The organism is Streptomyces sp. NBC_00654, from assembly GCF_026341775.1.
GTDB lineage: Bacteria > Actinomycetota > Actinomycetes > Streptomycetales > Streptomycetaceae > Streptomyces.
Window position 1 is genome coordinate 229,223 of sequence record NZ_JAPEOB010000004.1, and the last position, 26,153, is coordinate 255,375.

Here is a 26,153-nt window from a genome sequence, read left to right on the forward strand (position 1 = left end):
CGACCGTGACCGCCGCCCTCGGCCCCACCGGGGTCCAGGTACCGCTCAGCCGCGACCAGGAACGCACCTGGTTCGTCGACCAGATGAGCAGCCATCCCTCGGACTACCTCATCCCGCTCCGGCTGCGTCTCGCCGGCCCCCTCGACCGGCCGGCCCTGCGCCGGGCCCTGACCGCGCTGGTCACCCGGCACGAGGTGCTGCGCACCGCCGTCGTCGCGCACGGCGGGACCCCCGTCGGGCTGGTCCTGCCGCCCGGGTCCGTCACGCTCCGCGAGACGGACGCCGACGACCCGGCCGCCCGTGAGCACGCGCTCGCCCAGGAAGCCACCACACTCGTCGACCTGGCCACCGGACCGCCGATGCGCGCCCTGCTGGTGCGCCACGGCCCCGCGGAGCACACCCTCGCCCTGACGGTCCACCATGTCGCCGCCGACGACTGGTCCTGCGCCCTGCTGTACGAGGAACTCGCCGCCGCATACGCGGCGTTCACCACGGACTCCGACCCCGGCTCCGAGACCGCCACCGGCTCCGGCTCTGCCACCGACCCCGGCTTCCCGGTGTCCGTACCCGCCGAGCCCTACCGCACCACCGCGGCCCGGCTGGACGCCCTGGCCGCAGAAGAGGCGGACTCCGGCGGACTCGACCACTGGCGCGAGGTCCTCGCCGACCTCACCCCGTTCGAGCTGCCCGGGGACCGGCCGAGGCCACCGGTCCGCGCCGGACGCGGCGCCGGGCGTACCGCCTTCGTCCTGCCGCCCGCCGTCGCGGACCGGCTCACCACGCTCGGCCGCTCCCTCGGCGCCACCCCCGCGATGGTGCTGACCGCCGCCGTCCAGGCCGTCCTGCACCGGTACACCGGCCGCACCGACGTCACCACGGGCACCACCTACGCCCGCCGGGACGACCCCGCCACCGAACGGCTCGTCGGCGTCCTGATCAACATGCTGCCGCTGCGCGGCCTGCCGCACCCGGACCTCTCCTTCCGGGAGTACGCCGAGCAGATCCGGGACGTGTCGCTGGACGCGTACGACCACGCCGAGGTGCCCTTCGACCGGCTGGTCGAGGAGATCGCCCCCGAGCGCGACCCCTCCCGCACCCCCCTGTTCCAGATCCTCGTCAACTTCCGCAGCGGACGCCGCCGCGCACCCCGGCTGCCGGGCCTGACGGTGACCGAGCTGCCGATGCCGTACGAAGGCGCGAAGTACGACCTCTGCGTCAGCTTCGAGCACACCCCCGACGGGCTGTGGTGCGGCGTCAACTGGGACACCGACCTCTACGACGCCACCACCGTCGACCGGCTGACCGGCTGGCTGCAGCGGCTCCTGGAGCATGTCGCCGAACACCCCGACAGCCGTCTCGACGACATTCCGCTCCTCTCCGGCGCCGAACAGGACGCTCTGCGCGCCCTGTCGCTGCGCCCGTCCGCCGACACGCCGAGCGCGTGCCTGCACGAGCTGGTCGCCCGCCGCGCGGCGGCCACCCCCGACGCCGTCGCGCTCGTCGCCGACGACGGCGGCACGACGACATACGCCGCGCTGGACGCCGCCGCCAACGCCGTCGCGCACCGGCTGGCCGCGCACGGCGTCGGCCGGGACACGCCCGTGGGCCTGCACATCGACCGGTCGGCCGAGATGGTCGTGGGCCTCCTCGGCATCCTCAAGGCCGGCGGCGCCTACCTGCCCGTCGAGACCGCCACACCCGCCGCCCGGGTCGCCACCCTCCTCGGCGACGCACGGGCCACCGTGTGCCTGGCCGCCCCGGAGCACGCCGGCACCGTGACCCGGGCGGGCGCCGTCGCGCTGACGGTCGACCCGACCGCCGCGGCGGAACCGCTGCCCGTGACCAACAGCCCCGACGACCTCTGCGCCGTCTACTACACCTCCGGCTCCACCGGCCGCCCCAAGGGCGTGGCCTGCACCCACCGGGGCTGGGTCAACCGCATGGCCTGGATGCAGCGGCGGCACGGCCTCCGGCCCGGCGAGACCGTCCTGCACAAGACGACCCTGCCCTTCGACGACGCCGCCGTCGAGATCCTGTGGCCGCTGATCGAGGGCGGCACGGTCGCCCTGCTGCCCCCCGGGCTGCACCGCGACCCGCGCGCCCTCGTGGACGCCGCGGTCCGCCACCGCGCGGTGCACGTCCAGTTCGTGCCGAGCGTGCTGGAACTCTTCCTGGAGGAACTCACCCCCGCCGACATCACCGCGCTCCGCCGCCATCTGCGCAGCGTGCTCTCCAGCGGCGAGGCGCTGCGCCCCGTCCTGGTGAGCCGGTTCCGCGACGCGTTCGGCGACACGGTCAGCCTCGACAACACCTGGGGTGCCACCGAGGTGTCGATCGACTCCACCTTCCATGTGTGCGGACCGGACGACACCGGGGGCACCGGAGCGGTCCGCCTCGGCCGCCCCATGGACAACAACGAGGTACTGGTCCTCGACCACCGGCTCGTACCGCTGCCGCCCGGCGTCCCCGGCGAACTGTGCATCGCCGGAACCGGACTGGCCCGCGGCTACCTGGGCGACCCGGCCAAGACCGCCGGCGCCTTCGTACCGCACCCCTACCGGCCCGGCGAACGCCTCTACCGCACCGGCGACCGGGGGCGGATGAACCCGGACGGCACCTTCTCCTACCTGGAGCGGATGGACCGTCAGGTCAAGGTGCGCGGGGTACGCGTGGAACTCGGCGAGGTCGAGGCCGCGCTGCGCGAACACCCCGCCGTCACGGACGCGGCGGTGGTGGCCCGCCGCGCCGCCTCCGGCGACCTCCGGCTCGCCGCGTACCTCGCCCTCGGCGACCCGCCGGCCACGGCCGCGGAGATCCGCGAACACCTCACCGCCCGGCTGCCCGGGTACGCGATGCCCGGCACCCTCACCGTCCTGCCCGCCCTGCCCCGCTCCGCCAGCGGCAAGCTCAGCCCCGGCGAGCTGCCCGAACCCGACCCGTCCGACCACCCGCACACGGACCACGTCGAACCCCGCGACGAGACCGAACGGGTCCTCGCGGAGATCTGGGCCGAGGTGCTCGGCGTGCCCCGGCTCGGTGTGCTGGACGACTTCTTCGGTCTCGGCGGCCACTCACTGCTCGCCACCCGCGCCGTCAACCGTATGCGGCAGGCGTTCACCACCCCTCTGCCGCTCAGCGTGATCTTCGAATGCCCCACCGTCGCCGCGGCGGCGGAACGCATCCATGACCTGATCCTCGCCGAGATCGAGGACATGTCCGATGACGAGGTCCGGCACCTGCTCGCCGGATCCGCCGAGGTCCCCGTCCCCGCGGACAGCGAACGAGGTACGACACGATGACGATCCCCCTGCTGCACGAGGCGTTCCTGGCGCACGCCGCGCGCACCCCCGACGCCCCGGCCCTGCTCTGGTCCGGCTCCACGGTCAGCTACGGCACCCTGGAACGCCGCTCGGCCCGGCTCGCCCGGCGGCTGCGCGCCGCCGGGGTCGGCCGGGACAGCCTGGTCGGCGTCTGCGTCAGCCGAGGGCCGGGCCTGGCCACCGCACTGCTCGCCGTGGCACGGGCGGGCGGCGCCTGGGTCCCGCTGGACCCGGCCTACCCCCGGGACCGGCTGGAGTACATGCTCCGCGACTCGGGCACCGCCCTGGTGATCGCCGACGCCCCCTCGGCGGACCGGCTGCCCGGCGGCGTACGCCTGCTGGACCCCGAAGGCCGCGAGGGACCCGTAGACCCCGAAGACCCCGAAGACCGTGAAGGCCGCGAGGGCCGCGTAGATCCCGTAGACCGCGAAGGCTCCGAAGACCCCGAGGGACCCGTACCGGCCGACGCGTCTCCGCTCGCCGGCCTGCCCACGCGTACGCCCCAGGACCTCGCCTATGTCATCTACACCTCCGGTTCCACCGGCCGCCCCAAGGGCGTGCTCGTCGAACACGGCACCGTCGCCGCCACCGTGGCCGGTATGCGCACCGAGTGGGGCGTCACCGCCGAGGACCGGGTCCTGCAGTTCGCGCCGTCCAGCTTCGACGCCTCCGTCTGCGAGCACGGCATCGCCCTGACCGCCGGTGCGGCCCTGGTCCTCGCCGGCCCCGACAGCGTCGTCCCCGGACCCGGTCTGCTGGAGCTGCTGGCAGGCGCGCGGGCGACCGTCGCCGTCCTGCCGCCGTCCGTCGTCGCCGCCCTGCCCGACACCGCGCTCCCCGACCTGCGCACCCTCGTGTGCGCGGGTGAGGCGCTGCCCGCCGAGGTGGCCGCCCACTGGGGCCGGGGCCGGCGCATGATCAACGCCTACGGGCCCACCGAGACCTCGATCTGCGCCACCACCGGGGAGGTGACCGGCACCGGGGCGCCCGACATCGGCCGCCCGCTGCCGGGTGTGCGCGTCGACCTCCTCGACAGCGACGGACGGCCCGTACCGCCCGGCGGGACCGGGGAGATGACCGTCTCCGGCGCCGGAGTGACCCGTGGTTACGCCGGCCGGCCGGCCCTGACCGCCGAACGCTTCGTGCCCGTCGCGGGCGGCCGGCGCGCCTACCGCACCGGCGACCTGGCCCGGCTGCTGCCCGACGGCCGCCTCGCCTACGCGGGCCGCGCCGACCACCAGGTCAAGATCCGCGGCTTCCGCGTCGAACCCGGCGAGATCGCCGAGGTGCTGCGCGCCCACCCGGCCGTCGCCGACGCCGTGGTCGTCCCCCGCGACGGGGTCCTCGTCGGGTACGCCGCCGCCCCCGGGACCCCCGCCGACGCGGCGGAACTGCGCGCGTGGTGCGCCCGAAGCCTGCCGGCCCACATGGTGCCCGCCGCCGTCGTCGTCCTGCCCGCGCTGCCCCTCACCCCCAGCGGCAAGGTGGACCGCGAGTCCCTGCCGAGGCACGGCCGGGCCAGCGCGGGGCTCGCCGAGGCCCGCGAGGAACCGGCCACCGCGACCGAACGGACCGTCGCCGCCCTCATGTCGGAGCTGCTCGGCGGCACCGACGTCGGCGCCACCGACGACTTCTTCCGGCTCGGCGGCCACTCCCTGCTGGTGGGCCGCCTCGCCGCCCGCCTCCGCGACGACCTGGGCGCCGACGTCCCCCTCTCCGGGCTGTTCCGGCACGCCACCCCCCGCGCCGTCGCCGCGCTCATCGACGGCGGCCCCGACCGGGCCGGGGCCACCGCGCCCGCCCCGCCCCCGCTGCGGCACGCCGACCGCACCCGCCCCCTGCCCCTGTCCTATCCCCAGGAACGCATCTGGTACCTGGAACAGATCTCGCCCCGCAACCCCGCCTACCGGGTCCAGGCCGCACTCCACCTCACGGGCCCGCTCGACCTCCCCGCCCTGCGGGCCGCGCTCACCGAACTCGTCCGCCGCCACGAGATCTTCCGTACCGCCTTCCGGGAGATCGACGGCGTACCCGCACAGTGCCCCGTCGACCCGGACGGCATCGACCTGGACGTACCGCTGGTGGACCTCTCCGCGCTGTCCGGGACCGCGTGCGAGGACGCCTGGCGGGACCTGGTCGCCCGGGAGAAGTCCCGCCCGTTCGACCTGGAGAGGCCCCCGCTGGTCCGCTGGGTCGTGGCCAGGACCGGACCCGACGCACACCGCCTGCTGCACCTGGAGCACCACCTGGTGCACGACGGCTGGTCGTTCGCCGTGTTCGTCGACGAACTGACCCGCCTGTACGCCGTGTTCGCCGCCGACGGGCCCGCCCTGCCCGAGCCCCGCTTCCAGTTCGCGGACCTCGCGGCCTGGCAGCGCTCCTGGCTGAGCGGCCCCACCCTCGACCGCTACCTCGACCACTGGAGCGACGCCCTCGCCGGAGCCCCCGCCGCCCTGGAGCTCCCCACCGACCGGCCCCGCCCACCGGAGTTCACCTTCCGCGGCGGCATGGTCTCGTTCCGGCTCGCCCCCGAGGAGTACGCCCTGCTGCGCTCCCGGGCCCGGGAGGCCGGCGTCACGCTCTACTCGATGATGCTGACCGCGTTCGCCGCCCTGATGTCGCGCTACAGCGCCCAGGACGACTTCGTACTCGGTGTCGGCGTCGCCAACCGCAGGCTCACCGAGGCCGAGCGCCTGATCGGCATGATGGTCAACACCGTGCCGCTGCGCGTCCGGCTCGACGGCGATCCGACCTTCCGCGCCCTGCTCGCCCGGGTGCACGCCACCGCCGTGGAGGGCTACGCCTGGCAGGACGTACCGCTCCAGCGCCTGGTCAGGGCCCTCGCGCCGGTACGTGACCTGTCGCGCAACCCGCTGTTCTCCGCCCTGTTCAGCTTCCATGATTCCGCCGTGCCCGACCTCGACTTCGCCGGACTGCGCGGCGAGGTGTCCGTGGAGCACAACGGGTCCGCCAAGGCCGACCTGAACGTGGTCGTCATCCCACGCGCCGAACAGCGGGTGGGACTGCGTCCCAGCGACGAGGACGACTCGATCACCGTCCTGTGGGAGTACGCCGCCGACCTCTTCGACGCGGACACCATGCGACGGATGGCCCAGGCCTACCAGGACCTGCTGCGCGCCGCCCTCGACGACCCGGACCAGCCGGTCTCCCGGCTGCCCCTGACCGGAGCCACCCCTGACGCGCGGTCCGGAAACGGCGCGCGGTGCGGCGCTGACGTGCGATCCGGCGACGGCGCGCGGTCCGGCGACGGCGCGCGGTCCGGCACCGGAGCCGACGGTCCGGGTCCGGTCGCGCTGGCGGAACGGCACATCGCCGAGCGCCCCGGCGCCCCGGCGCTGAGGACCGGACCGCACACGCTCACCTACGCGGACCTCGGCGCCCGCGCCGGTCTCCTCGCCGACCGGCTCACCGCCGCCGGCGCGGGACCCGGCCGGACCGTCGCCGTACGGCTGCCGGCGGGCGCCGGCCTGGTCACGGCCCTGGTGGCCGGGGCACGGACGGGAGCCGTCTGCACGGTGCTCGACGCTGGGGAGGAACCGGCGGCCGGTGCGGTGCTGGTGAGCGGTGCGCCGGAGGACGGGACGGTGCTGGTGAGCGGGGTGCCGGAGGACGCGGGCCGGGAGGACACGGGCCGGGAGCCGGTGGCCGGCGCCACGGCCCGGAGCCCCCGTCCGCCCGCCGCGCCCCCCGCCGACACGGACGTACTCGCCGTCGCGGACGGCACCGGGGTGACCCACGGCGCCCTCCGGGCCGCCCTGGCCGCGCTGGACTCCCTCGGGCTCGGCCCGGAGCGGGTCCCGCAGGTCAACCCGGTGACCGGCCCCCTCTTCCTGGTGGAGCTGTGGACCACACTGGGCCGCGGCGGCACCCTCGACCTACCGGAGGAAGCAGCGGGCTCCACTGCTCCGCGAACCGCCGCGAAATCCGCCGCGCACACCGCCGCGCACGCTGCTCCGCACACCGCCGCGCACGCTGCTCCGCAATCCGCCCCGCAGGCTGCTCCGCAGGCCACCCCGCTCGGCGCCCCGCACACCGCCCCGCAGGCCACCCCGCTCGCCGCACTGCTCGGCGCACGCGAGGAACCGTTCAGCGCGCTCCTGCTGCCCGACACCACCGCCAACACCCTGCTGGCACACCACCTTCCCGCTCTCGCCCACGGCACCGAAGCCCTGCTCGTCCTCGGCCCGGACGCCGACCCGTCCGCGCTGCGCGCGGCGGCCGGTGCCTGCCGGCTCGCGACCGGGCTGGGCACGCCCGCCCTCCCGGTGGCCCTGACCCGTACCCACCACCCGTCCCCCGGGGACGACGGGACCGTCGTCCCCGTCGGCATCCCGGCCCCCGGTGTCACCGCCGTCGTCCTGGACGGCCGCGGAGAGCCCCTGCCACCCGGCGTACCCGGTGAACTGCACCTCGCGCACGCCGAGTCGGGACCGCCGCTGCCCACCGGGCACCGCGCCCGGCGCACGCCCACGGGTGAGTTCGAGGCGCTGGGCCCCGCCGGGACCTGGCCGACCGTCTCGGGTTTCCGCGTCGCGCCCCACGAGACCCGCGCCCGGCTGACCGCTCACCGCGCGATCGCCGAAGCGGCCGTCCTGCCCACCGGCGGCGAACTGCACGCGTACCTCGTGCCGCACTCCGGCGGCCGCGCCCCGGACGACGGCGAACTCGTGGAGTTCCTCGCCGAACGGCTTCCCGACTACCAGATCCCGGCCCGCTTCGTCACGGTGGCCGCGCTGCCCGCACCGCCGGACCGGCGCGCCACCGGGCGGCCGGCCGCCCGGACCTGAGCACCGCTCCGGCCCCGTACCCGACCACCCCCCGAGGAAGTCATGCCCTTCGGTACCACAGCCACAGCCAGGACGGCGGTCCGCGTCTTCGGCACCCACCACAGCAGCAGCCACCACGGAGAGATCCTCCAAGGCGTCTTCGAGACCCGGGGACGGCTGCGGCGCGCCCTGCTCACCCTGCCCTGCCCGCTGTACGGTTCCCGGGCCGACTTCGAGCCGTCACCGGCCGCCGACCACATCACCGTGCTCGACCCGTGGCGGATCAAGGCGGGCCGCGCCGCCGAGCTGGCCCTGCGCACGCTGGACGGCCCCTTCACGGGCGGCACCCTCCGGGTGAGCAGCAACATCCCGCCCGGCCGTGGCCTGGGCTCGTCCACCGCCGACGTCCTCGCCGCCATCGGCGCGGTGTACGACGCCGCCGGACGTACCCCCGACCCGGCCCAGAGCGCCGTCCTGGCCGTGGCCGCGGAGACCGCCTCCGACGCGCTGATGTACCCGGACCGGGCCGTCCTCTTCGCCCACCGCAAGGGCGAGGTCGTCGAGGACATGGGCGGCGGACTGATGCCGCTGGCCGTGCTCGGCTTCGGCACCAGCCGGGACGGCGCCGGCGTCGCCACACTCGAACTGCCCCCGGCCCGCTACACCGTCTGGGAGATCGAGGCGTTCCGCCCGCTCCTCGGCCTGGCCCGGCGCGCGATCCGTACGGGCGACGTCGGCCTGATCGGCCGGGTGGCCACCGCCAGCGCCCGGCTCAACCAGCGCCACCTTCCCGTGTCGGGACTGGAGGATCTCCTCCGGGCCGGCGAGGAGGCGGGCGCCGCCGGCCTCCAGATCGCGCACAGCGGCGACATCGCGGGCCTGCTCTTCGACCCCCGCCCGCCCGGCCTCGCCGCCCGCACCGACGACGCCCGCAAGCGGCTCGCCGCGCTGGGCGTCGAGGACACCTGGTACTTCACCACCAAAGGATGAGACGCAGACCATGCCTTCGCCCGTTCTGTCCGCACCCAGTGACTCCATCGTCGACGCGACGGTCCTGCCCCGCCTGATCCGCCTCGGCCCCAATCTGTGCGGGGCAGCCTTCAGCCTGATGAAGCTGCTGCCGGCCCGGTTCATGCTCGACCGGGCCGAGCAGCGGGGCGAACTCGCCCCGGGGACCACCGTCCTGGAGACCTCCTCCGGCACCTTCGCGCTCGGCCTGGCGATGGTCTGCCGGCTGCGCGGCTACCCCCTGGTCATCGTCGGAGACCCGGCCATCGACCCCGTGCTCCGCGTGCGCCTGGAGGAGCTGGGCACCCGTGTGGAGATCTGCACGGAGCCCAGCCCGCAGGGCGGGTTCCAACGGGCCCGGCTGGACCGGCTGGAGGAGCTGCGCGCCGAGTACCCCGACCACTACGTCCCGGGCCAGTACCACAACCCGGACAACCCCAACGCCTACGCCGCCGTCGCCGAGCAGCTCACCGAGAGCCTCGGGCTCGTGGACTGCCTCGTCGGCCCGGTCGGCTCCGGCGGATCCACCGGCGGCACCGCCGCGTTCCTGCGGCTGCTCCAGCCCGGCCTGCGCCTGATCGGCGTGGACACCTCGCCCAGCGCCATCTTCGGCCAGCCCGACGGACCCCGCACCGTGCGGGGTCTGGGCAACAGCCTCGTACCGCCGAACGTCAGGCACACCGCCTACGACGAGGTGCACTGGGCGGGCCCCACCGAGGTCTTCCGGGCCACCCGCGACCTGCACGCCCGGCACGCCCTGTACATGGGGCCCACCAGCGGCGCCGCGTTCCTGGTCGCCCGCTGGTACGCCGAACAGCACCCCGACGCCCAGGTGGTGGCCCTGCTGCCCGACGAGGGACACCGCTACCAGGACTCCGTCTACCAGGACGAGTGGCTGGCCGCCCGGGGCTTCCTCGACGCGCCGCCCGCCACCGCGCCGCGCACCGTCACCCACCCGGAACAGGCCCTCGGCGACTGGGCCCGCATGGAGTGGCGCCGCCGCAGTCTGGACGACGCCCTCCGCGCACCGGGGACCGACCACGCCGCCACCGCCCCCAGGGAGCCCCGATGACCCCACCGACCCCGATCACCCCACCGACCCTGCCGACCCCGATCACCCTGCCGACCCTGGTCCTGGTCGAGTCCAACACCTCCGGCACCGGGCGGCTGTTCGCCCGGCGCGCGCGGGAGCTCGGCGCCCGGCCCCTCCTGCTGGCGGAGGACCCCGGCCGCTACGCCTACGCCCGCGACGACGGCCTCGACGTGGTCCGCGCGGACACCTCGACGCCCGCCGCCGTACTCGCCGCGCTCGCCGCGCTGCCCGGCGGCCCGCCCGCCGGCCTGACCACCAGCTCCGACTACTTCGTCCCGGTCGCCGCCGCCGCGGCCGCCGCGCTCGGCCTGCCGGGACCGGACCCGGAGGCCGTCGCCCGCTGCCGCCACAAGGGCAGGCAGCGCGCCGCGCTCGCCGCGGGCGGGGTCCCGGTGGCCGCCCACAGCCTGGTCACCTCCGTCGAGGCGGCCCTCGACGCCGCCGGCCGGACCGGCTTCCCCGTCGTCCTCAAACCCGCCGACGGCTCCGGCAGCACGGGCGTACGGCTGTGCACGACCCGGGAGGAGACGGCCGCGCACGCCGCACGCCTGCTCGCCCGCACCCACAACGAACGCGGGATGCCGACCGCGCCCGGATTCCTCGTGGAGGAGTACGTCGACGGGCCGGAGTTCTCCGTGGAGGTGTTCGCCCACACCCCGGTCACCGTGGTCGCCAAACACCTCGGCGCCGCCCCGCACTTCGTGGAGACCGGACACGACGTGCCCGCACCGCTGCCCCCGGCACGGGCCGGACTGCTGGCCGAAACCGCCGTGCTGGCGGTCAAGGCACTCGGCCTCGGCTTCGGCGCGGCCCATGCCGAACTGCGCCTCGGCCCGGCCGGCCCCGTCCTGATCGAGGTCAACCCCCGCCTCGCCGGGGGCATGATCCCCGAACTGATCCGCTCCGCACTCTCCGTCGACCTCGTCCGCGCCCAGGTGGCCGCGGCACTGGGCCGCCACGAGGAACCGGAACCGTCCACCGCCCTGCACTCCTCGCTGCGCTTCCTGGCCGTCGACACCCCGTCGTACCTGGCCGGACCACCTGACGGGCCGCCGTCCGGATCGCCGGACGGACCGCCGGACGGACCGCCGGACGGACCGCCGGACGGCGCGGCACCGTACGGCACCGAGGCGCGCCACGTCACCGAACAGACCCTCACCGGACGGCGCGGCGAACTGCTCGTCCCGCACCACGACCACCGCGACCGGGTCGGACACGTCATCGCCACCGCCCCGGCCGCCGAGGACGCGGCGCGCGCCGCCGACACCGGACTGGCCCGGCTGCGCACAGCACTGCGGCCCGCCGAGGAGGCGACCCGATGACCGCCCGCGCCGCCACGGGCCGGCTGACGTCCGCCGTCGCCCCCGCCGCCGCCGAGATCCTCTTCGAGCGGCATCTGCGTACCCCCGACGACCCGGTCGCCGCCGAACTCCGGCCCACCAGCGACGTCGACCGCGCCCATGTCGTCATGCTCACCGAACAGGGCGTCGTGGAACGGGAGACGGCCGCCCGGCTGCTCGCCGGCATCGACGCGCTGCGCGCCGACGACTTCGCACCCCTGCGCCACCGACCCGCCCCCCGGGGCCGCTACCTCGCCTACGAGGGCTGTCTCGTGGAGACGCTGGGCGAGCGGACGGGCGGAGTGCTGCACAGCGGCAGGTCGCGCAACGACCTCAACGCCACCGTCCTCAGGCTCCAGCTGCGACGGCCCTACGACCGCCTCCTCACCGAGACGGACGCCCTGGGCCGTGCGCTCACCGGCCAGGGCCATCGGTGGCACACCACCGTGATGCCCTCCTACACCCACCACCAGCCGGCGGTTCCCACCACCTACGGTCACTATCTCGCCGGTGTGGCCGCCGCCCTCGTACGCGATCTCGACCAGCTCGAACACGCCGGCCGGGAGATCGACGAGAACCCCCTCGGCGCGGGTGCCGCGGGCGGCACCACCCTGCCCGTCGACCCGCGCCGCACCACCGAACTCCTCGGCTTCACCGAGCCTCTGGCCAACTCCCTGCACGCCGTCGCGTCCCGGGACCTCGTGCTCCGGCTGCTGTCCGCCTGCTCCGTCCTCGGTGTGCTCCTCATCCGTACCGCACACGACCTCCAGTCGTGGACCAGTGCGGAGAACCCGCTGCTGCGGCTGCCGGACGACCTCGTCGGCAGCAGCTCGATGATGCCGCAGAAGCGCAACCCGTTCCTCCTGGAGAACATCCAGGGCAAGGCCGCGGCGGCCCTCGGCGCCCTCACCGCCGCGACCACCGCCATGTCCACCGCCCGCTACACCAACGCGATCGCCGTCGGCACCGAGGCCGTCGGCCAGCTGTGGCCCGCGCTGGAGGCCACCACGGACGCCGTCCTGCTGCTGCGGCTGATCGTCGAGGGAGCGGAGCCCGACGGCGACCTGATGCTGCGGCGGGCCACCGAGGGACACACCGCCGCCACCGCCCTCGCCGAACGCCTGGTCGTCGCGGGTGTGCCCTTCCGCACCGCCCACCACGAGGTCGGCGACATCAGCCGGGCGGCCGTCACCACCGGGCGGCCCTTCGAGGAGGTCGCCGCCGAACGCCTGACGGGCCGTCCGCCCCAGGTGCTCGCCGCCCTGGACCCCGCCTCGATCGTCGCCGCCGCCACGGCCGGCGGGGGACCCGGAGCGGCATCCGTGCTCGCCGCCCTCCGGGACACCACCGCCCGCCTCGACCTCCTGCACGCCGCCGCGGAGGCCCGCCGGGAACGCTGGGCGGCCGCCGAGGAAGCCCTGGCGGACGCCGTGTCCGCCCTGACCCATGAAGCGTGAGGACCACACCCCGATGAACCCTGTCGTCGAACTGCGCAGCGACACCTTCACCCTGCCCACCCCCCGCATGCTGGAGGCGGCGAGCCGGGCCCGCCTCGGCGACGACGTCTACGGCGAGGACCCGACCGTCACCGAACTGGAGGAGCTCTCCGCCGAACTGCTCGGCAAGCCCGCCGCCTGCTTCATGCCGAGCGGCACGATGGCCAACCTCGCGGCACTGCTCACCCACAGCCCGCGCGGCGGCAAGGCCGTCGTCGGCGCCGAATCCGACATCTACGTGTACGAGGCCGGCGGTGCCTCGGTGGTCGGCGGCATCGTCTACGAGCCCGTCTCCGCCGCCGCCGACGGAACCCTGCCGCTGGACGTCGTCGCCGAGGCCTGCGAGGTCGACGCCGACGACCCGCAGTTCGCGCTGCCCGCCGTCCTCAGCCTGGAGACCCCGCACAACCGGCGGGGCGGTATCCCCCTGCCCCTCGACTACCTCGGCCGCGCCGCCGCCCTCGCCCGTACGCACGGCATCGCCCTGCACCTCGACGGCGCCCGGATCTTCAACGCGGCGATCGCGCTGGGAGTACCGGCCGCCGACATCGCCGCGCACGCGGACACCGTGCAGTTCTGCCTGTCCAAGGGGCTGTCCGCACCCGTCGGATCGATGCTGGCCGGCGACGGGGCCTCGATCGCCACCGCCCGCCGCTACCGCAAGATGCTGGGCGGCGGCATGCGGCAGGCCGGCCTCGTCGCGGCCTGCGGCATCGTGGCCCTGACCGAGATGGCCGAGCGGCTCGCCGACGACCACGCCCACGCCGCCCGCCTGGCGGCCGGACTCGCCGGCATCGACGGTCTGCGGCTGGACCCCGAACCGCCGCGCACCAACATGGTGTTCTTCGCCGTGGACCCCGACCGCACCCCGCACACCACCGCGACCCTCCTCGCGGACGCGGCGGCCCGGGGCGTACGCCTCGCGGAACTGGGCCGCGACCGTATCCGCGCCGTCACCCACTCCGGCGTCACCGCCGACGACGTCGACCGCGCCGTCGAGGTGCTCGCGGACGTCCTGGCCGCCGCGCCGGCCGCGGCGCCCGCCGCCGCGCCCGCCGCACAGGGCGCCGCGCGGTGAGTGTGCCGGCCCCGGCCGCCGAGTCCCGCGCGGCCGGCCTGGGCTCCCACCGGGCGTTCCGGGTGTTCTGGGGGGCGGACACGGTCAGCCAGTTCGGCACGTACGTCGGAAACACCGTCCTCCCCCTGGTGGCCGCCACGACCCTGGCGGCCACCCCGATGGAGATGGGGCTCCTCGGCGCCGCCGAGACCGCGGGCTACCTGCTGATCGGGCTGCCCGCCGGGGTGTGGGTCGCGCGGGCCCGGCAGCGGCGCCTGATGCGGCGGGCCAACTTCGCCCGCGCCGCGCTGATGTGCACGATTCCCCTGGCCTGGTGGTGCGGCGTGCTGTCCGTCTCCCAACTGGTCGTCGTGGCCCTGCTGTGCGGTGTCTGCGCGGTGCTGTTCGATGTCGCCTACCAGTCGCACCTGCCGGTCCTGGTCGACCGCGACCGGCTCCTCGAAGGCAACGCCAAGCTCCAGTCCAGCCAGTCCCTCGCCCAGATCACCGGCCCCGGCATCGGCGGGACGCTCGTCCAACTGGCCGGTCCCGCGCTCCCGGTGGCCGGGTCCGCGCTCGGACAACTGGTGGCCGCCCTGCTGCTGGGCCGGGTGCGCGAACCGGACCCGGCGGCACCCGCCCCCGCCGGGGGCCCGCCGCTCCTCGCGGAGATCCGTGAGGGCCTGCGCTTCACCGCCCGCGTCCGCACGCTGCGGGCCATCACCGCGTGCACCGCCACCACCAACCTGTTCAGCGGCGTCCTGGGCGCCGTCCAGGTGTTCTTCCTGACCCACACCCTCGGGCTCTCCGACGCCGCCGTCGGCGCGACGCTGAGCGTGGTGGGTGTCGGCGGCGTCCTCGGAGCGCTGACCGCGCACCGCGTCGTCCTGCGCGTCGGCCAGGCACGGGCCGTGTGGCTCATCCCGCTGACCACGTTCCCCTGGCTGCTCCTCGTCCCCCTGGCCGGCCCGCACCTGATGCTCGCACCGGCCCTGGCCGGGCTCTTCGTCACCGGGTACGGCTATGTCGTCTACAACGTCGCCCAGGTCAGCTACCGCCAGGCCGCCTGCCGCGAGGACATGCTGGCCCGGGTCAACGCCACCGTCCGTTTCATGGGCTTCGGCGCCCTGACGGCCGGTGCGCTGGCGGGTGGCGCACTCGGCGGACTTCTCGGCATCCGCGCCACCCTGTGGATCGCCGCCGTGGGCACCTGTCTCTCCGCCGTGTGGGTGCTGTGCTCGCCGCTGCGCGGGATGCGGGACTTCACACCGCCCGACGCGACACCGGATGACGCGACACCACCCGACGCGACACCGGATGACACGGTTCCGGACCCCGGGCGCAGGTGACAGGGGAGAGAGACGAGAGAGACGAGAGAGAGGGGGGAGACGAGAGAGAGGGGGGAGGAGCAGCAGCATCGCACGACCGCGTCGGCCGATATGTGACACAAGCTCAATATTCCTTCTTCCTCCCCCGGGGGCCTTGGTGACCTGCAACTAGGTGAGCGGTCCGAGGCCGGCCGGCCGGTGTCGCGCACGGCCAGAATCGACGGTGACCGCGAGGGCGCGGGCGCCTCACGCACGGCCCCGCGACCATGGACCCGAGAAGGAGTGGGAACACGATGACGTTACGTCTGCCCCTGATGCCCGTGCAGGACGGCATCGCGCGCACCGCGCCCGAGGACCCCGACAGCGGCTGGGGCGGCTGTGCGCCGGGACCGCGGTACGCGCCGTCCGGCAGGAGGTGACGAGGACCGGGCGTGGAGGCCGGCCCGCGAGCGGCGGAACGGCCGGCCGTCCCGCCGTACGGGAGGAGAGCGGACGGAATGCCACTGCCCGACGGTGAGCTCGACCTGCTCCTCGCGGATGTGGAGCTCTCCCTGTCGGCGCACGGCCGCGACCGGATCGCCGTGGTGTGGCCGCGCGGCGCGGACCTGCTGGCACGGATCGTGGCCGGCCGGCGCACCGCACCCGCCCTCGCCGACAGCAACCGCGGCCCGTCGGCCCGCGCCGTCGCCGCGCGGCTCGCGGACCGCCTCGCGGACCGGCTCGGCGAACCGGTGACGGCCGCCTGGCGGATGCTCACCGGGCAGGCGCCGGGCGGCCCCGAGGTCGTCTACCGGACCGAGTGGGACACGCTCCTGCTGTCCGTCCGGGGTGCGCTGTGGGTCCGCGTCGCCCCCTTCGACGCCGGCGGGGACGACTCCACCGCCGCTGCCGGCCGGCGGCCGGGGCCGCTGCGCCTGCGCCTGCGTACGGGCGAGGCGGTGTACGTGCCCCGGGGGTTCATGTGCGAGATGTCGGAGGTCAGAAAGCCGACCCTGCTGCTCGAACTGTCCCTGCCCGGCACGGGGTGAGCAGATGTTCCGCCGCTGCTTCCCGCGGCGCCGCCCTGTCCGTCGATGGCCTGATGCGGCGGTACGGGCACCTCGCCGGCCCAACTGCCCACGATCGTCGATCCCGAGGCGGTCGGTCCGAGGTTCACCCGTTCCGGTGGTCGCCCCCGGAAACGCCGCCCGACGATGACAGGTCACCCATGATCGGCCCGGTGATCACCCACGGCACACGCCCCGCCTCCGGGCACCGTGTGGCTCGGGCCGTCAAGGTCGGCGTGGCTGTGACGGTGACACGCGGTGATATGCGTAACTCTGAGTCATGGAACGCGAGAAGCGCGAGCCATGCGAAGTGTGTTTTCCACTGGAGGCGAAAGAGTGTCACGTCAGCGTCTGAGGCTGGGAGTACTCGCCCTTGCGGCACTGGTTCTCTCGGGTCCCGCGGTTGCCCCGACCGCGGCGGTAACCTCCTGGCCGGTCACAACGAGCGTCCATGGGCAGGCCGTCCTGGCGGGTCCGTCGGCCGACGAGGACCCGGGCTTTCTCAAAAGGCGTCAGAAAGCCCAGGCCGAGGGGCTCATCGACGCCGACGGCAGGGTCCCGGGAAGTCAGAGCGAGGGGAGCCGCGCATGGCCACGCGATGACACGGGATACCGCATCCAGCCCCGGGACCTGGAGTTCCTCGGGCTGACGCGGCAGCAGGTCGGGTGGTGGCGCCACTACGAGGCGCCGTTGGGTACGACTCCGCACCAGTTCAAGCGCATGTCGGCGTCCCTGTTCAGGGTCCTGTGCTCCGCCTGTGAGCGCCCCCAGGACTATGACGTACGACTCCAGGGATCATGGGCGTTCTTCTTCTCGGGCCGCCACAAGGACTTCCCGACCGAACGGGACCTGGCAGGGCAGCCGGTGGCGCTGGCGAGGTTCCAGGAGTGGATGGGCTCCACACCTCCCGTCGAGCGCCCGGCGCGCCGCCCGTTCGGCGCGTTGCACAAACTGGGGATGCTCGACGAGAACGGGAAGCCGTTCGGACCCAGCGACGGGGACTTCCATATCTCGTCCGACATCATGGTGGCCGAGGCCCGGGTGAAGTGGGATGAGCTGAAGAGCGCAGGAAAGCTCAGTGATGAGGACATCCGCAAGGGGTTCATTCATCAGAAGTACAGCTTCGTCAACCGGACAGCGGTTCAGGAGGCCTTCCCGGACCTCGAAAAGTGGTCGACCGTATGGGAGGAGCGGCTGGGCCGGCCCATCGCGCCGTCGCTGTTCCCCAGCTCCGGACCCCCCGACAAGTCTCAGGAGGGGAACGGGATCTCCACTCACTTCCGGAATTCCGACTGGGTGGTCACAAACCCACCGAAGCACTGACCCGGTTCCGCCCCGGCCGGCCGACGACCCGGCCGAGCGGGACGCGGTCGACGTTCCGGACCTGAACGCCTGACACGCTCCTCGGCCGCCGCCGCTCCCCGTTCCGACGGGACGGCGGCGGCCGTTCGCGCGGGTCGGCTGCGGGCGGTGGCCGCAGGGCTGTCCCGTGGTGCGCCGCTGGATTCCGCGACCTCGTGGCGCAAACCGACGGTCCACCCGATGCGTCGGCCGTAGGCCCGCACAACAGGCACCGGGGCTCGGGAGCCGTCAGCCGTCCGACGCGGTGGCCGGCCCCTCGGCGGCGGCGTCGGCGGCGGCGTCGGCGGCGGCCTGCGCGTCGAGACGCCGCCGGGCGTCGTCCCAGGTGAGCGGAAGATCGTCGGTGGAGACTTCCCAGAAGGTGAAGGTCCCCGCGCGCATGGTGGGCCGTACGGCGTCCATGATGCTCCGATGGGGCTCGGTCCCCGCGAAGACGTACAGGGCGTCGCGGTTCTCCCACGCGGACAGGGTCAGGAAGACACCGGCCAGGGGCCGGGCGACGAGGGAGGCGCCGAACGCGCCCGGCGCGGACCGCACCTGCCGCCATGCCTGCAGGGACTTCAGGAAGAACCGAGGCACGTCCCGCCGGGACCTCAGAGTGAAACGGGACGCCATGACGTACGCCCCGGTGTGTGGTGGAGCCGGGTTCGGTGTCGCCCAGGGAAGCGTCGGCATACGGTCCCACCTCCTTCTCGACGGAGGCCCCGCCGGTGTTTCCGGGTCCTATGACCGGCATGAAACACGCATACGGGAGCAATCCGCCTCACGCACTCATTCTCGATGCCTCGCGGGGCACCGCAACCGCAGCCCGAGGACCCCGGCTACTCCGAGCCGGCGGACTCCCCGAGCTGTTCCGCCGCACGCTGCGCCAGTGCGGCCGCGAGCGTCACCCCGGGGTGCGCGGCCAGTGCGACGACCCCCGGAGCGCTCGCCAGCGGGGCGCAGAGCACGCCGTCGCCCGCCGGGATCGGGCGCATGCCGATGGTCATGCCCTCCAGCACCGGTTCCCGCGGCAGCCCGAACGCCTCCGTCACGGCACTCAGGGACGTACGCACCCGCGCCCGCGTCGCCGACTCCGGCTCTCCCGGGACCACGTCCTCGGCGCCGACGAAGCCGTGCCGGGCGGACGGCCGGATCTCGAAGGACGGCGTGGACACCACCCGGTCCAGGCGCAGTTCCGGCGCGGTGAAGGTGAAGCGCGCGGCCGGGACGCCGGGCACGTCGATGTGCTCGCCGAACTGCTCCGCGAGGGCGGGCAGGCCCGTCCCGCAGGCGAGTACGACCCGATCGACGACCAGCGCCGCTCCGGTGCCCCACAGCTCGTAGCCGCCGGCCCGCCGTGCCCGGACGCGATCCACCCGGGCGGCGACGACGGTGGCCCCGCCGGCCCGCGCGCGGGCGAGGAACGCGCGGCGCAGGTCGTCCGGCTCGACCATGCCCTCGTCGCTCGCATGGGCGACGACCGGCGGCGGCACCCGCAGGCCGGGGAGGATCCGCCGCAGGGCCTCCGCCCCGACGGTCGCGACGCCGGGCCCCGACTGCTCGGCGAACCGAGCCGTCGCGGCCGCGGTCGACGCCCAGCTCACGGCGCCGTTCCAAGCGATGAGGCCGCGCAACGGCGGCGTCGCCGTGACGGTGCGCAGCACGCCGAGCGACCGGGCGAGCTCGTCCTGATCGCGCGCGCCCGACGGCGGCTCCGCCGCCGACCCGTGCGAGTTGAGCCAGCCGAACGCCGCATCCGTCACCGGCGGCCGCGACTCCTCCGCCGTGCAGACGACGACGGACAGGCCGCGGCGCACGAGCTCGTCCGCCACCGCCGCCCCCAGCACGCCCGAGCCGACCACGGCGACGCGCAGCACGTTCTCCAGGCCCATTCGCCCACCTCTGTTTCCTCCGCGATCGCCGTCGGCACGCGAAGGCCACGGACGAACTGTCAGCAACACTCGGCCCGGGTGGATTCCACTCGTCGCCGACGCCACCGTATCGACCGATAGCTGCAGAGTGAAATGAATTCGTCGACGCGCTCCCCGGCGCGCAGGGCTGCCGCGTACCGGCTCGTCGGCCCAGCCCAACGCGGTGGTGGGCCGCGCACGGCGGTGGTGCGCCGCGCGAGGGGGAACCGCCGTGGGCGCCGTCGGATCACCGTCGTAGCGCTCACGCCACGAGGCGGGGGCGGTCCAGGTGGGGGCGAGAGACCGTTCCAGGCCTGCCGTACCCACCGCGGGCCGGCGGCACTCCGTACGTCCATGGCCCTGTCGGCGGTGGTCTGTTCATGCCCAACAGGATCAGGCCCAGGGGCTGCTGGCCCGATCGCGTGAACCCGGGACCCGCCTCCCGTCGGGATCCCCCGGCGAAAAGTAGGTTGAGCGCCAACCTGCTCCGGCCGGACCGGGCGATCCCAGAGGAGCGAGCATGGCGACCGACCCGGACCAGGCGACCGTCCCGCAGGTGACCATGACGCTCTCCGCGATCGCGGCGACCGCCGCCACCCCGCGCCCCTCGGGGGAGACCCCCGCGGAACAGAGCACCCGGATCATCCTCGGCATCAACCAGCAACTGGCCGACACCTCGCTCGCGACCCGGGGCACCTGGGTCCTCTCCTGGCTCGGGATGAGCCCGGACAACGCCAACCTGGCCTACCTCGCGAGGAACACCGACGGCTCCAACTCGTTCGCCGTGGTGATCCGCGGCACCGTCGGCAACGTGACCGATCTGATGGAGGACCTCGACGTCGGCACGATGGTTCCGCTGAACCTCGTCGGGATGCCGTCCCCGGTCTCGGTCTCCAAAGGGGCGATGAAGGCGTTCACCCAGGTCGTCACCATGAGCACCTCGGGTGTCACCCTGGCACAGGCACTCGGCGCCGCCCTGGGCCGGGCGCAGCCGGACCCGACGGTCTACGTGACCGGCCACAGCCTGGGCGGCTGCATCGCGACCATGGTCGCCCCGTACCTCCAGACGCTCACCTGGCCCCAGGGAACGCCGAACTTCGAGCTGCACACCTTCGCCGCCCCCACCGCCGGCGGAGCGGACTTCGCCGCCTACGTCGACTCCTTGAAGTGGCAGGCGAACGAGCGTCACTTCAACATCAACGACATGGTGCCGCAGGCCTGGAACAACCTTGGAGCGACCAAGCAGTGGTACCTCGGTCCCGGCCCGGCGGCGAACGACGACGTCAAAGCCGTCATCTCGGCGCTCATCGCCCTTCCCGGTCCCCATGTGTACGTGCAGCCGGGCCAGGACGACGCGCTGAACGACAGCTACGACCCCGTCGACCCGAACGTGGTGAAGCCCTCGCTCCAGGACTTCATGGGCCAGGTCGCCTTCCAGCACGCCAACTCCACCTATCTGGGGCTCCTCGGCGCGCCTGACGTGCAGTCGGGTCCGGTGGTGACCGTCGTGACCCCCGTCGGCACGGCCGGCGCCCCGGTCGAGATCGTCGGCAGCGGGTTCAGCGAGGGGGTGATGGTCGACTTCGGTACGGTGCCGATCTCCAGGAAGTACGTCCTCCGCGACGACGTGATCATCGTCTGGGCACCCGAGGGCGTCGGCGTGGTCGACGTCCGGGCCACCGACAACCTGGGCACCTCCCCGGCGGTTCCGCGCGGCCAGTTCGCCTACGGCGGCCCCGCCGCCGTGGTGGTCACCGGCATCAGCCCGGACAGCGGCCGGGTCGGCGACCAAGTCCAGGTCAACGGGGTCAACTTCGCCTCGGACTCCCAGGTCTACTTCGGTGACAAACTCGCCGATCTCGTCGACTACGCCCCCGAGCAACTGCTCGTCAGGGCGCCCACCGCGACCATCGCCGTCGGCAAGTCCCCGACCGTCGGCATCACCGTCCTCTCGAACGGCTACTCGTCCCCCGCGACCCCGGTGGACGAGTTCACGTACCTGGAATGGCACCAGGGCTGAACCGGTCCCTGCCCTCGACGCCGTGACCGCATCTCCGTGAAGGGGGACGGAGCAGGCGGCACCCGGCCGAGTCCGTCAGGTACTCGCCCGGTGCCACTGGTGCCACCCGTGCTCCGCGTCGTCAGCCGGCCGCCGCATAGCAGCGTACGGAGACCTTCTGGTCCGGGCTCCACCGCTGCTCGACGGTGGCGAGCAGTTCCCAGCCCAGACGTTCGTACAGAGCGGCGGCCGCGGTGTCGGATGCCACGACGTCGAGGACCGGGTGCAGATCGCGGGCGTGGGCCTCCCGGACCGCCTCCGCCATCAGCAGGGCCCCGATCCCGTGACCTCGTGCCGCCGGGGCGACGAACAGCCGGCTGACCACCGCGGTGCCCTCGATGTCCACGCCCTTGCGACTGCTCCACAAGGCAGGCGCCGCATCCCCTGGCTCGCTGCGGGACAGGCCTATGTGACCGACGACCCTCCCGTCCAGTTCCGCTACCCAGGCCGCGAGCAATGACGGCTGCGTCAGCCAATCGCCGGGGCTGTCCGGCCAGTTCAACGGATACGCGTCGCGCTCATGAACCTCGGCGAGGGCATGGACACACTCGTCGAGGTCGAGCGGGCCGCGACGCCGGACATGAGGGACCGGGACTCGGGCGGATGCGGTGGCACTCTCGGGATTCATCGGATCATGGAAGCACGGGCCGCACATTTCCACGTGCTGCGCAATCTCCGCTTTGAGGAGCGGCCGCCTCCCTCCCCTTCCGCCGTTGGTCTGCCGCCTGTGCCCGCCGGGCGCGGAGGCCGTCCGAGGCTCCGGCGGGTCGGTCAGGCCGAACGCAGGGCGTCTGTCGGGGACACCCTGGCTGCGCGCAGTGCCGGGTAGATTCCGGCGACGGCCGCCACCAGTACGGATACCAGCGGTCCGGCGATGACCGTGTAGAGCGGGATGGAGGCGGGCCAGCCCTGTGCGAGGGCGTAGCCGTAGACCGCGAGGCCACCGACGAACAGCCCGCCGATTCCTCCGATGAGGCCCATCAGTACGGCCTCGATGAGGAACTGAACGGCGATCTGGCCGCCTCGGGCGCCCAGCGCGCGGCGCAGTCCGACCTCGCCGCGGCGTTCCATCACTCCCACGACCATGGTGTTGGCGATGCCGACGCCGCCCACGAGCAGGGCGACCGCGGCGAGGGCGAGGACGAGTCCGGTGAGGGAGTTCTTGGTCTCGGCCCGTGCCGTGTACAGGTCGGAAGGGCGGCTGACGGCGACCGTGCTCGGGTTGGCGGGGTCGGCGGTGGCTCCGGCAACGGTCTGTACGTCAGGGACGCGTTCGGGGTGGGCCCTGAGGTAGACCATGGCGGCGGTTCCGTCCGCGCCCAGGTGGGCGGTGGCCTCGGGCCAGCCGACCAGGGCGGCGGTGCCGAGCTCGGGTGCGAGCTCGTTCGGGGCCAGGATTCCGGTGACGACGAACCACTGTCCGCCCAGCCAGACCCGCTCGCCCGGTGCGGTCACGCCGAGCCGGAGTGCGGCCTGGTCGCCGAGCACGGTCATCGGGAGGTTCTCGCTCGCCTTGTCCAGCCAGCGCCCGTTCCGCAGGGTGGCGTGCAGGACGTCGAGCAGGTTGAGCCGGGCGGCCAGCACGGTGAGGCTGTTGGTCTGCTGTGGTGGGACCAGGTCGTTGCGGTAGACCTGGGCCTTGGTTGCCCCGGTCGCGGTGACCTGTTGCACGGGGGCGATGTTGGCGAGCATCTTCTCGGCCGTGGGCGGCAGCGGCACCGGCTTCTGGTCGGCGCCGTTGCCGGGGGCGACGGTGATCAGGTTGGAGCCGAGCCGGTCCAGGCGCTCCAGCAGGTGTGCCTGGTTGGAGGCGGAGATCCCGGTCACGGCGATGACGGCGGCGATGCCCAGGGAGATGCCGAGCGCGGACAGGGCGGAGCGCATCTTGCGGGTGCGTGGTCCGATCATGCCGAGGCGCAGCATGTCCGTCGGGCGTAGCCGGGTGCGTCGCAGGGGTGGCGTCATCGGACAGCTCCTGCGGGGTGCGGGCCGCGTTCGTCGGAGTCGATGCGGCCGTCGTGGAGGGAGATTCGCCGGGGGAAGGAAGCGGCCAGCTCGCGGTCGTGGGTGATGACGGCGACCGTGGTGCCATTGGCGTTCAGGGTGCGCAGCAGCTCGACGACGGCGGCGCCGGAGACGCTGTCCAGGGCCCCGGTGGGTTCGTCGGCGAGCAGCAGTGCGGGGCGGCCGACGAGGGCGCGGGCGATGGCGACGCGCTGCTTCTCGCCGCCGGAGAGCTGGTCGGGGTGGTGGTGGAGCCGGTGTCCGAGGCCCACCTCGCGGAGGGCTTCGGAGGCTCTGGCGTGCCGGAGCGAGGCGGGGACGCCGCTGTAGAGGAGGCCGGTGGCGACGTTCTCGATCGTGGTGAGCCCGGACAGCAGGAAGAACTGCTGGAAGACGAAGCCGATCCGGTGGGCGCGCAGGGCGGCCAGTTCGGGGTCGGAGAGCGTGGACAGGTCGCGTCCTTCGAAGTACAGATTTCCTGCAGTGGGCCGGTCGAGGGAGCCGAGCAGCGCGAGGAGCGTGGATTTGCCGGACCCGGAGGGGCCGACGACGGCGAGGAGTTCTCCGGCTTCGACGGTGAGGTCGATGTCGTGCAGGATGCGCAGTGGCGGTGACCCCGGGTACTCCTTGGTGATGCCGGAGAGTTCCAGCACGGGTGCCCTGCCGGGTGGCTGATGGGGCATCACTTCGGGATCACCACCTGGGCGCCGGCTTTGACGTCCCCGGTGATCTGCGCCTTGGCGTCGGCGACCAGCCCCAGCTGGATCCTGACAAGCCGAGTGGTGGTGCCGCTGGCGACCTGGACTCCGTAGCCGCCGCCGTCCAGCGCGAGCAGCGCGGTGACGGGGACGATGAGCGCATCGCTGACGGTCTCGCCGATGACGGTGACGGTCACGGAGGTCGGCCCGGCCTGCTTGGCCTGCCGCTGGTGGTCCAGCGCGATGGTGACGGTGGTCTTGTCCGCGCCACCGGAGCCGTCCGAGCCGTTGTCCCCGCCGTCGCCGGAACCGCCGCGGACCAGTGAGCGAATGCGTCCGTCGATGGTGCTGCCGTCGGCCAGTTTCACCGTCACCCGACCGTTGGGCTTGAACTGGGAGAGCTGGTTGTCGGCGGGCTGCGCGGTGGCGACCAGATCGGTGCCGGACACGGTCATGACCGCGGTGGCCCCGAGGGCCGAGCCGAGCTGTACGCCGAGCTGCTGCACCCGCACGGCCGCCCGCGGCAGCATGACGACGCTGCCGAGCGCAACCGTTCCCGTCTGCTTCTCACCGAGGGCCCTCTGCCAACGCTTGACGGCGGTGACGGTGGCAGGGGTGAACTTCTGATCGGCCGCCAGGCCGAGTCCGTCGGCGTAGCCGAGCTTGATCAGGTTGCGTTTGAGCTGTTCGACATCGGGTCCGTCACTGATCTCGGGGCCGAGGTCGCGCCACATCGGCCGGGCTCCGGTGAGCAGCACCACGGGCCGTCCGTCGACCTCGTACAACTTCGCCCCGGCCTTGACGACGGCGCCGACGGCGGGCAGGGCGGTGATGGTTCCGTGTCCGGAGGCGACGACGGGAGTCGGGGTGCTGTAGCTGAGCGCGCCGCCGACCTGGATGCCGGTGGACAGCGAGCCCTTCTGCACCGCGACAGTTCCGTGGCTGACGGACGGCTGCGCGGAGGCGGTGCCGTGCTGCTCCCAGGGGCGCATCACGGCGAGCACACCCGAGCCGCCGAGCGCGGCGACCAGGACGAGCGCGACGACGACCTTACGGCGCTTCTTCCGCGCGGGGGCGGGAGAGGTGCCGGCGGGGGCGGTGGTCTCAACAGTACGGTTCATGATCACTGACCGATCGAGTAGCCGGGCATCGGGAGCTTGCCGCAGGCCGGCTGAATGGCGTCCCATTTGGCGATGTTGAGCGATTTCGCCGGGAATGTGAGGATGCCGGTCTTGGGGTCGGGGTCAGGGATGTCCGCGTAGCCGTTCTTCCGCGCGCACGCGACAAAGGCGCGCGCTTGCTCGACGGCCTTCTCGTCGCCCTTCCGCTGGACCTGGTGGATGCCGGGGACCTTGGCGTCGCAGACCTTGCTCGCCACGTCGAGGCCGTTGGCCGAGCCGGGACTTTCGGCATCGGTGCCCGAGGCCGGGAAGGTGATGTTGCCGTCCTTGTCCTGCTCGACGCTGGTCTGCCCCTGCTTGTGCATGCAGTCCACCCAGGCCCGACGGACCGCGTCGTCGTCCTGCGGCTTACTCTTTCCCGTGCCGTCGCCTCCGGCCACGCTGGGCGCCGCGTCGCCGGAGGAGCAGCCGGTCATCATGAGCGCCGCGGTCACGGCGGTCACCGACAGTACGGTTCGTACAGCCTTGGTACGCATTTCGTG

At 73.7% G+C, this 26,153-nt stretch carries 19 protein-coding genes; 12 read left to right on the forward strand and 7 right to left on the reverse strand.

Annotated elements, in window-relative coordinates; all coding sequences use genetic code 11:
* Nucleotides 1-5: 5 nt before the first annotated feature.
* The 11 genes from OHA98_RS39235 (at nt 6) to OHA98_RS39285 (ending at nt 17,798) form a co-directional block, all read left to right on the forward strand.
* Nucleotides 6-3,299: an amino acid adenylation domain-containing protein gene (locus OHA98_RS39235; RefSeq protein WP_266932930.1), complete on the forward strand. Its 3,294-nt coding sequence runs from the start codon at nt 6-8 to the stop codon at nt 3,297-3,299.
* A complete protein-coding gene (locus tag OHA98_RS39240) occupies nt 3,296-8,128 on the forward strand; it encodes a non-ribosomal peptide synthetase (protein ID WP_266932932.1) in 4,833 nt (1,610 codons plus the stop codon). The genes OHA98_RS39235 and OHA98_RS39240 overlap by 4 nt, the downstream gene beginning before the upstream one ends.
* A gap of 42 nt (nt 8,129-8,170) precedes the next feature.
* On the forward strand, nt 8,171-9,097 hold the full coding sequence (locus OHA98_RS39245; protein ID WP_266932934.1) for a GHMP kinase: 927 nt from the start codon (nt 8,171-8,173) through the stop codon (nt 9,095-9,097).
* Nucleotides 9,098-9,107: 10 nt separating this feature from the next.
* Nucleotides 9,108-10,187, forward strand: a complete 1,080-nt coding sequence (locus OHA98_RS39250; protein ID WP_266932935.1) for a pyridoxal-phosphate dependent enzyme — start codon at nt 9,108-9,110, stop codon at nt 10,185-10,187.
* On the forward strand, nt 10,184-11,530 hold the full coding sequence (locus OHA98_RS39255) for an ATP-grasp domain-containing protein (protein ID WP_266932936.1): 1,347 nt from the start codon (nt 10,184-10,186) through the stop codon (nt 11,528-11,530). The genes OHA98_RS39250 and OHA98_RS39255 overlap by 4 nt, the downstream gene beginning before the upstream one ends.
* On the forward strand, nt 11,527-13,005 hold the full coding sequence (locus OHA98_RS39260; protein ID WP_266932937.1) for an argininosuccinate lyase: 1,479 nt from the start codon (nt 11,527-11,529) through the stop codon (nt 13,003-13,005). Before OHA98_RS39255 ends, OHA98_RS39260 begins: the two co-directional genes overlap by 4 nt.
* Nucleotides 12,995-14,122 carry a low-specificity L-threonine aldolase gene (gene ltaE / locus OHA98_RS39265; protein WP_266932938.1) on the forward strand — a complete coding sequence of 376 codons (1,128 nt, stop codon included), beginning with the start codon at nt 12,995-12,997 and terminating at the stop codon, nt 14,120-14,122. The genes OHA98_RS39260 and ltaE overlap by 11 nt, the downstream gene beginning before the upstream one ends.
* Nucleotides 14,119-15,450 (forward strand): MFS transporter, encoded by a 1,332-nt coding sequence (locus tag OHA98_RS39270; RefSeq protein WP_266932939.1) that lies wholly within the window; start codon nt 14,119-14,121, stop codon nt 15,448-15,450. The genes ltaE and OHA98_RS39270 overlap by 4 nt, the downstream gene beginning before the upstream one ends.
* Before the next feature lie 272 nt (nt 15,451-15,722).
* Nucleotides 15,723-15,848 carry a hypothetical protein gene (locus OHA98_RS39275; RefSeq protein WP_266932940.1) on the forward strand — a complete coding sequence of 42 codons (126 nt, stop codon included), beginning with the start codon at nt 15,723-15,725 and terminating at the stop codon, nt 15,846-15,848.
* A 78-nt stretch (nt 15,849-15,926) separates the two neighbouring features.
* A complete protein-coding gene (locus OHA98_RS39280) occupies nt 15,927-16,457 on the forward strand; it encodes a hypothetical protein (RefSeq protein ID WP_266932941.1) in 531 nt (176 codons plus the stop codon).
* A gap of 354 nt (nt 16,458-16,811) precedes the next feature.
* Nucleotides 16,812-17,798 carry a hypothetical protein gene (locus OHA98_RS39285; RefSeq protein ID WP_266932942.1) on the forward strand — a complete coding sequence of 329 codons (987 nt, stop codon included), beginning with the start codon at nt 16,812-16,814 and terminating at the stop codon, nt 17,796-17,798.
* Between the two features lie 267 nt (nt 17,799-18,065).
* On the opposite strand, the gene OHA98_RS39290 is transcribed toward OHA98_RS39285, so the two are convergent.
* Together OHA98_RS39290 and OHA98_RS39295 are read right to left on the reverse strand one after the other, a co-directional pair.
* The gene (locus OHA98_RS39290) at nt 18,066-18,512 is read right to left on the reverse strand and encodes a DUF3291 domain-containing protein (protein WP_266932943.1); all 447 of its coding nucleotides are present in this window, start codon (nt 18,510-18,512) and stop codon (nt 18,066-18,068) included.
* Nucleotides 18,513-18,658: 146 nt separating this feature from the next.
* Nucleotides 18,659-19,711: an FAD-dependent oxidoreductase gene (locus OHA98_RS39295; RefSeq protein ID WP_266932945.1), complete on the reverse strand. Its 1,053-nt coding sequence runs from the start codon at nt 19,709-19,711 to the stop codon at nt 18,659-18,661.
* A 538-nt stretch (nt 19,712-20,249) separates the two neighbouring features.
* On the opposite strand from OHA98_RS39295, the gene OHA98_RS39300 reads away from it, so the two are divergent.
* Entirely contained in the window at nt 20,250-21,749 is a 1,500-nt protein-coding gene (locus OHA98_RS39300; protein ID WP_266932947.1) for an IPT/TIG domain-containing protein, read from the forward strand.
* Between the two features lie 121 nt (nt 21,750-21,870).
* On the opposite strand, the gene OHA98_RS39305 is transcribed toward OHA98_RS39300, so the two are convergent.
* From OHA98_RS39305 to OHA98_RS39325, 5 genes are all read right to left on the reverse strand, one after another.
* Nucleotides 21,871-22,416, reverse strand: a complete 546-nt coding sequence (locus tag OHA98_RS39305) for a GNAT family N-acetyltransferase (RefSeq protein ID WP_266932949.1) — start codon at nt 22,414-22,416, stop codon at nt 21,871-21,873.
* Nucleotides 22,417-22,559: 143 nt separating this feature from the next.
* The gene (locus OHA98_RS39310) at nt 22,560-23,753 is read right to left on the reverse strand and encodes an ABC transporter permease (protein ID WP_266932951.1); all 1,194 of its coding nucleotides are present in this window, start codon (nt 23,751-23,753) and stop codon (nt 22,560-22,562) included.
* Nucleotides 23,750-24,475: an ABC transporter ATP-binding protein gene (locus tag OHA98_RS39315; RefSeq protein WP_266932952.1), complete on the reverse strand. Its 726-nt coding sequence runs from the start codon at nt 24,473-24,475 to the stop codon at nt 23,750-23,752. The genes OHA98_RS39310 and OHA98_RS39315 overlap by 4 nt, the downstream gene beginning before the upstream one ends.
* Complete coding sequence (locus tag OHA98_RS39320; protein WP_266932954.1) at nt 24,475-25,611, reverse strand: peptidoglycan-binding protein; 1,137 nt, start codon at nt 25,609-25,611, stop codon at nt 24,475-24,477. The genes OHA98_RS39315 and OHA98_RS39320 overlap by 1 nt, the downstream gene beginning before the upstream one ends.
* 2 nt (nt 25,612-25,613) lie before the next feature.
* Nucleotides 25,614-26,114: a hypothetical protein gene (locus tag OHA98_RS39325; protein WP_266932955.1), complete on the reverse strand. Its 501-nt coding sequence runs from the start codon at nt 26,112-26,114 to the stop codon at nt 25,614-25,616.
* Nucleotides 26,115-26,153: the final 39 nt, after the last annotated feature.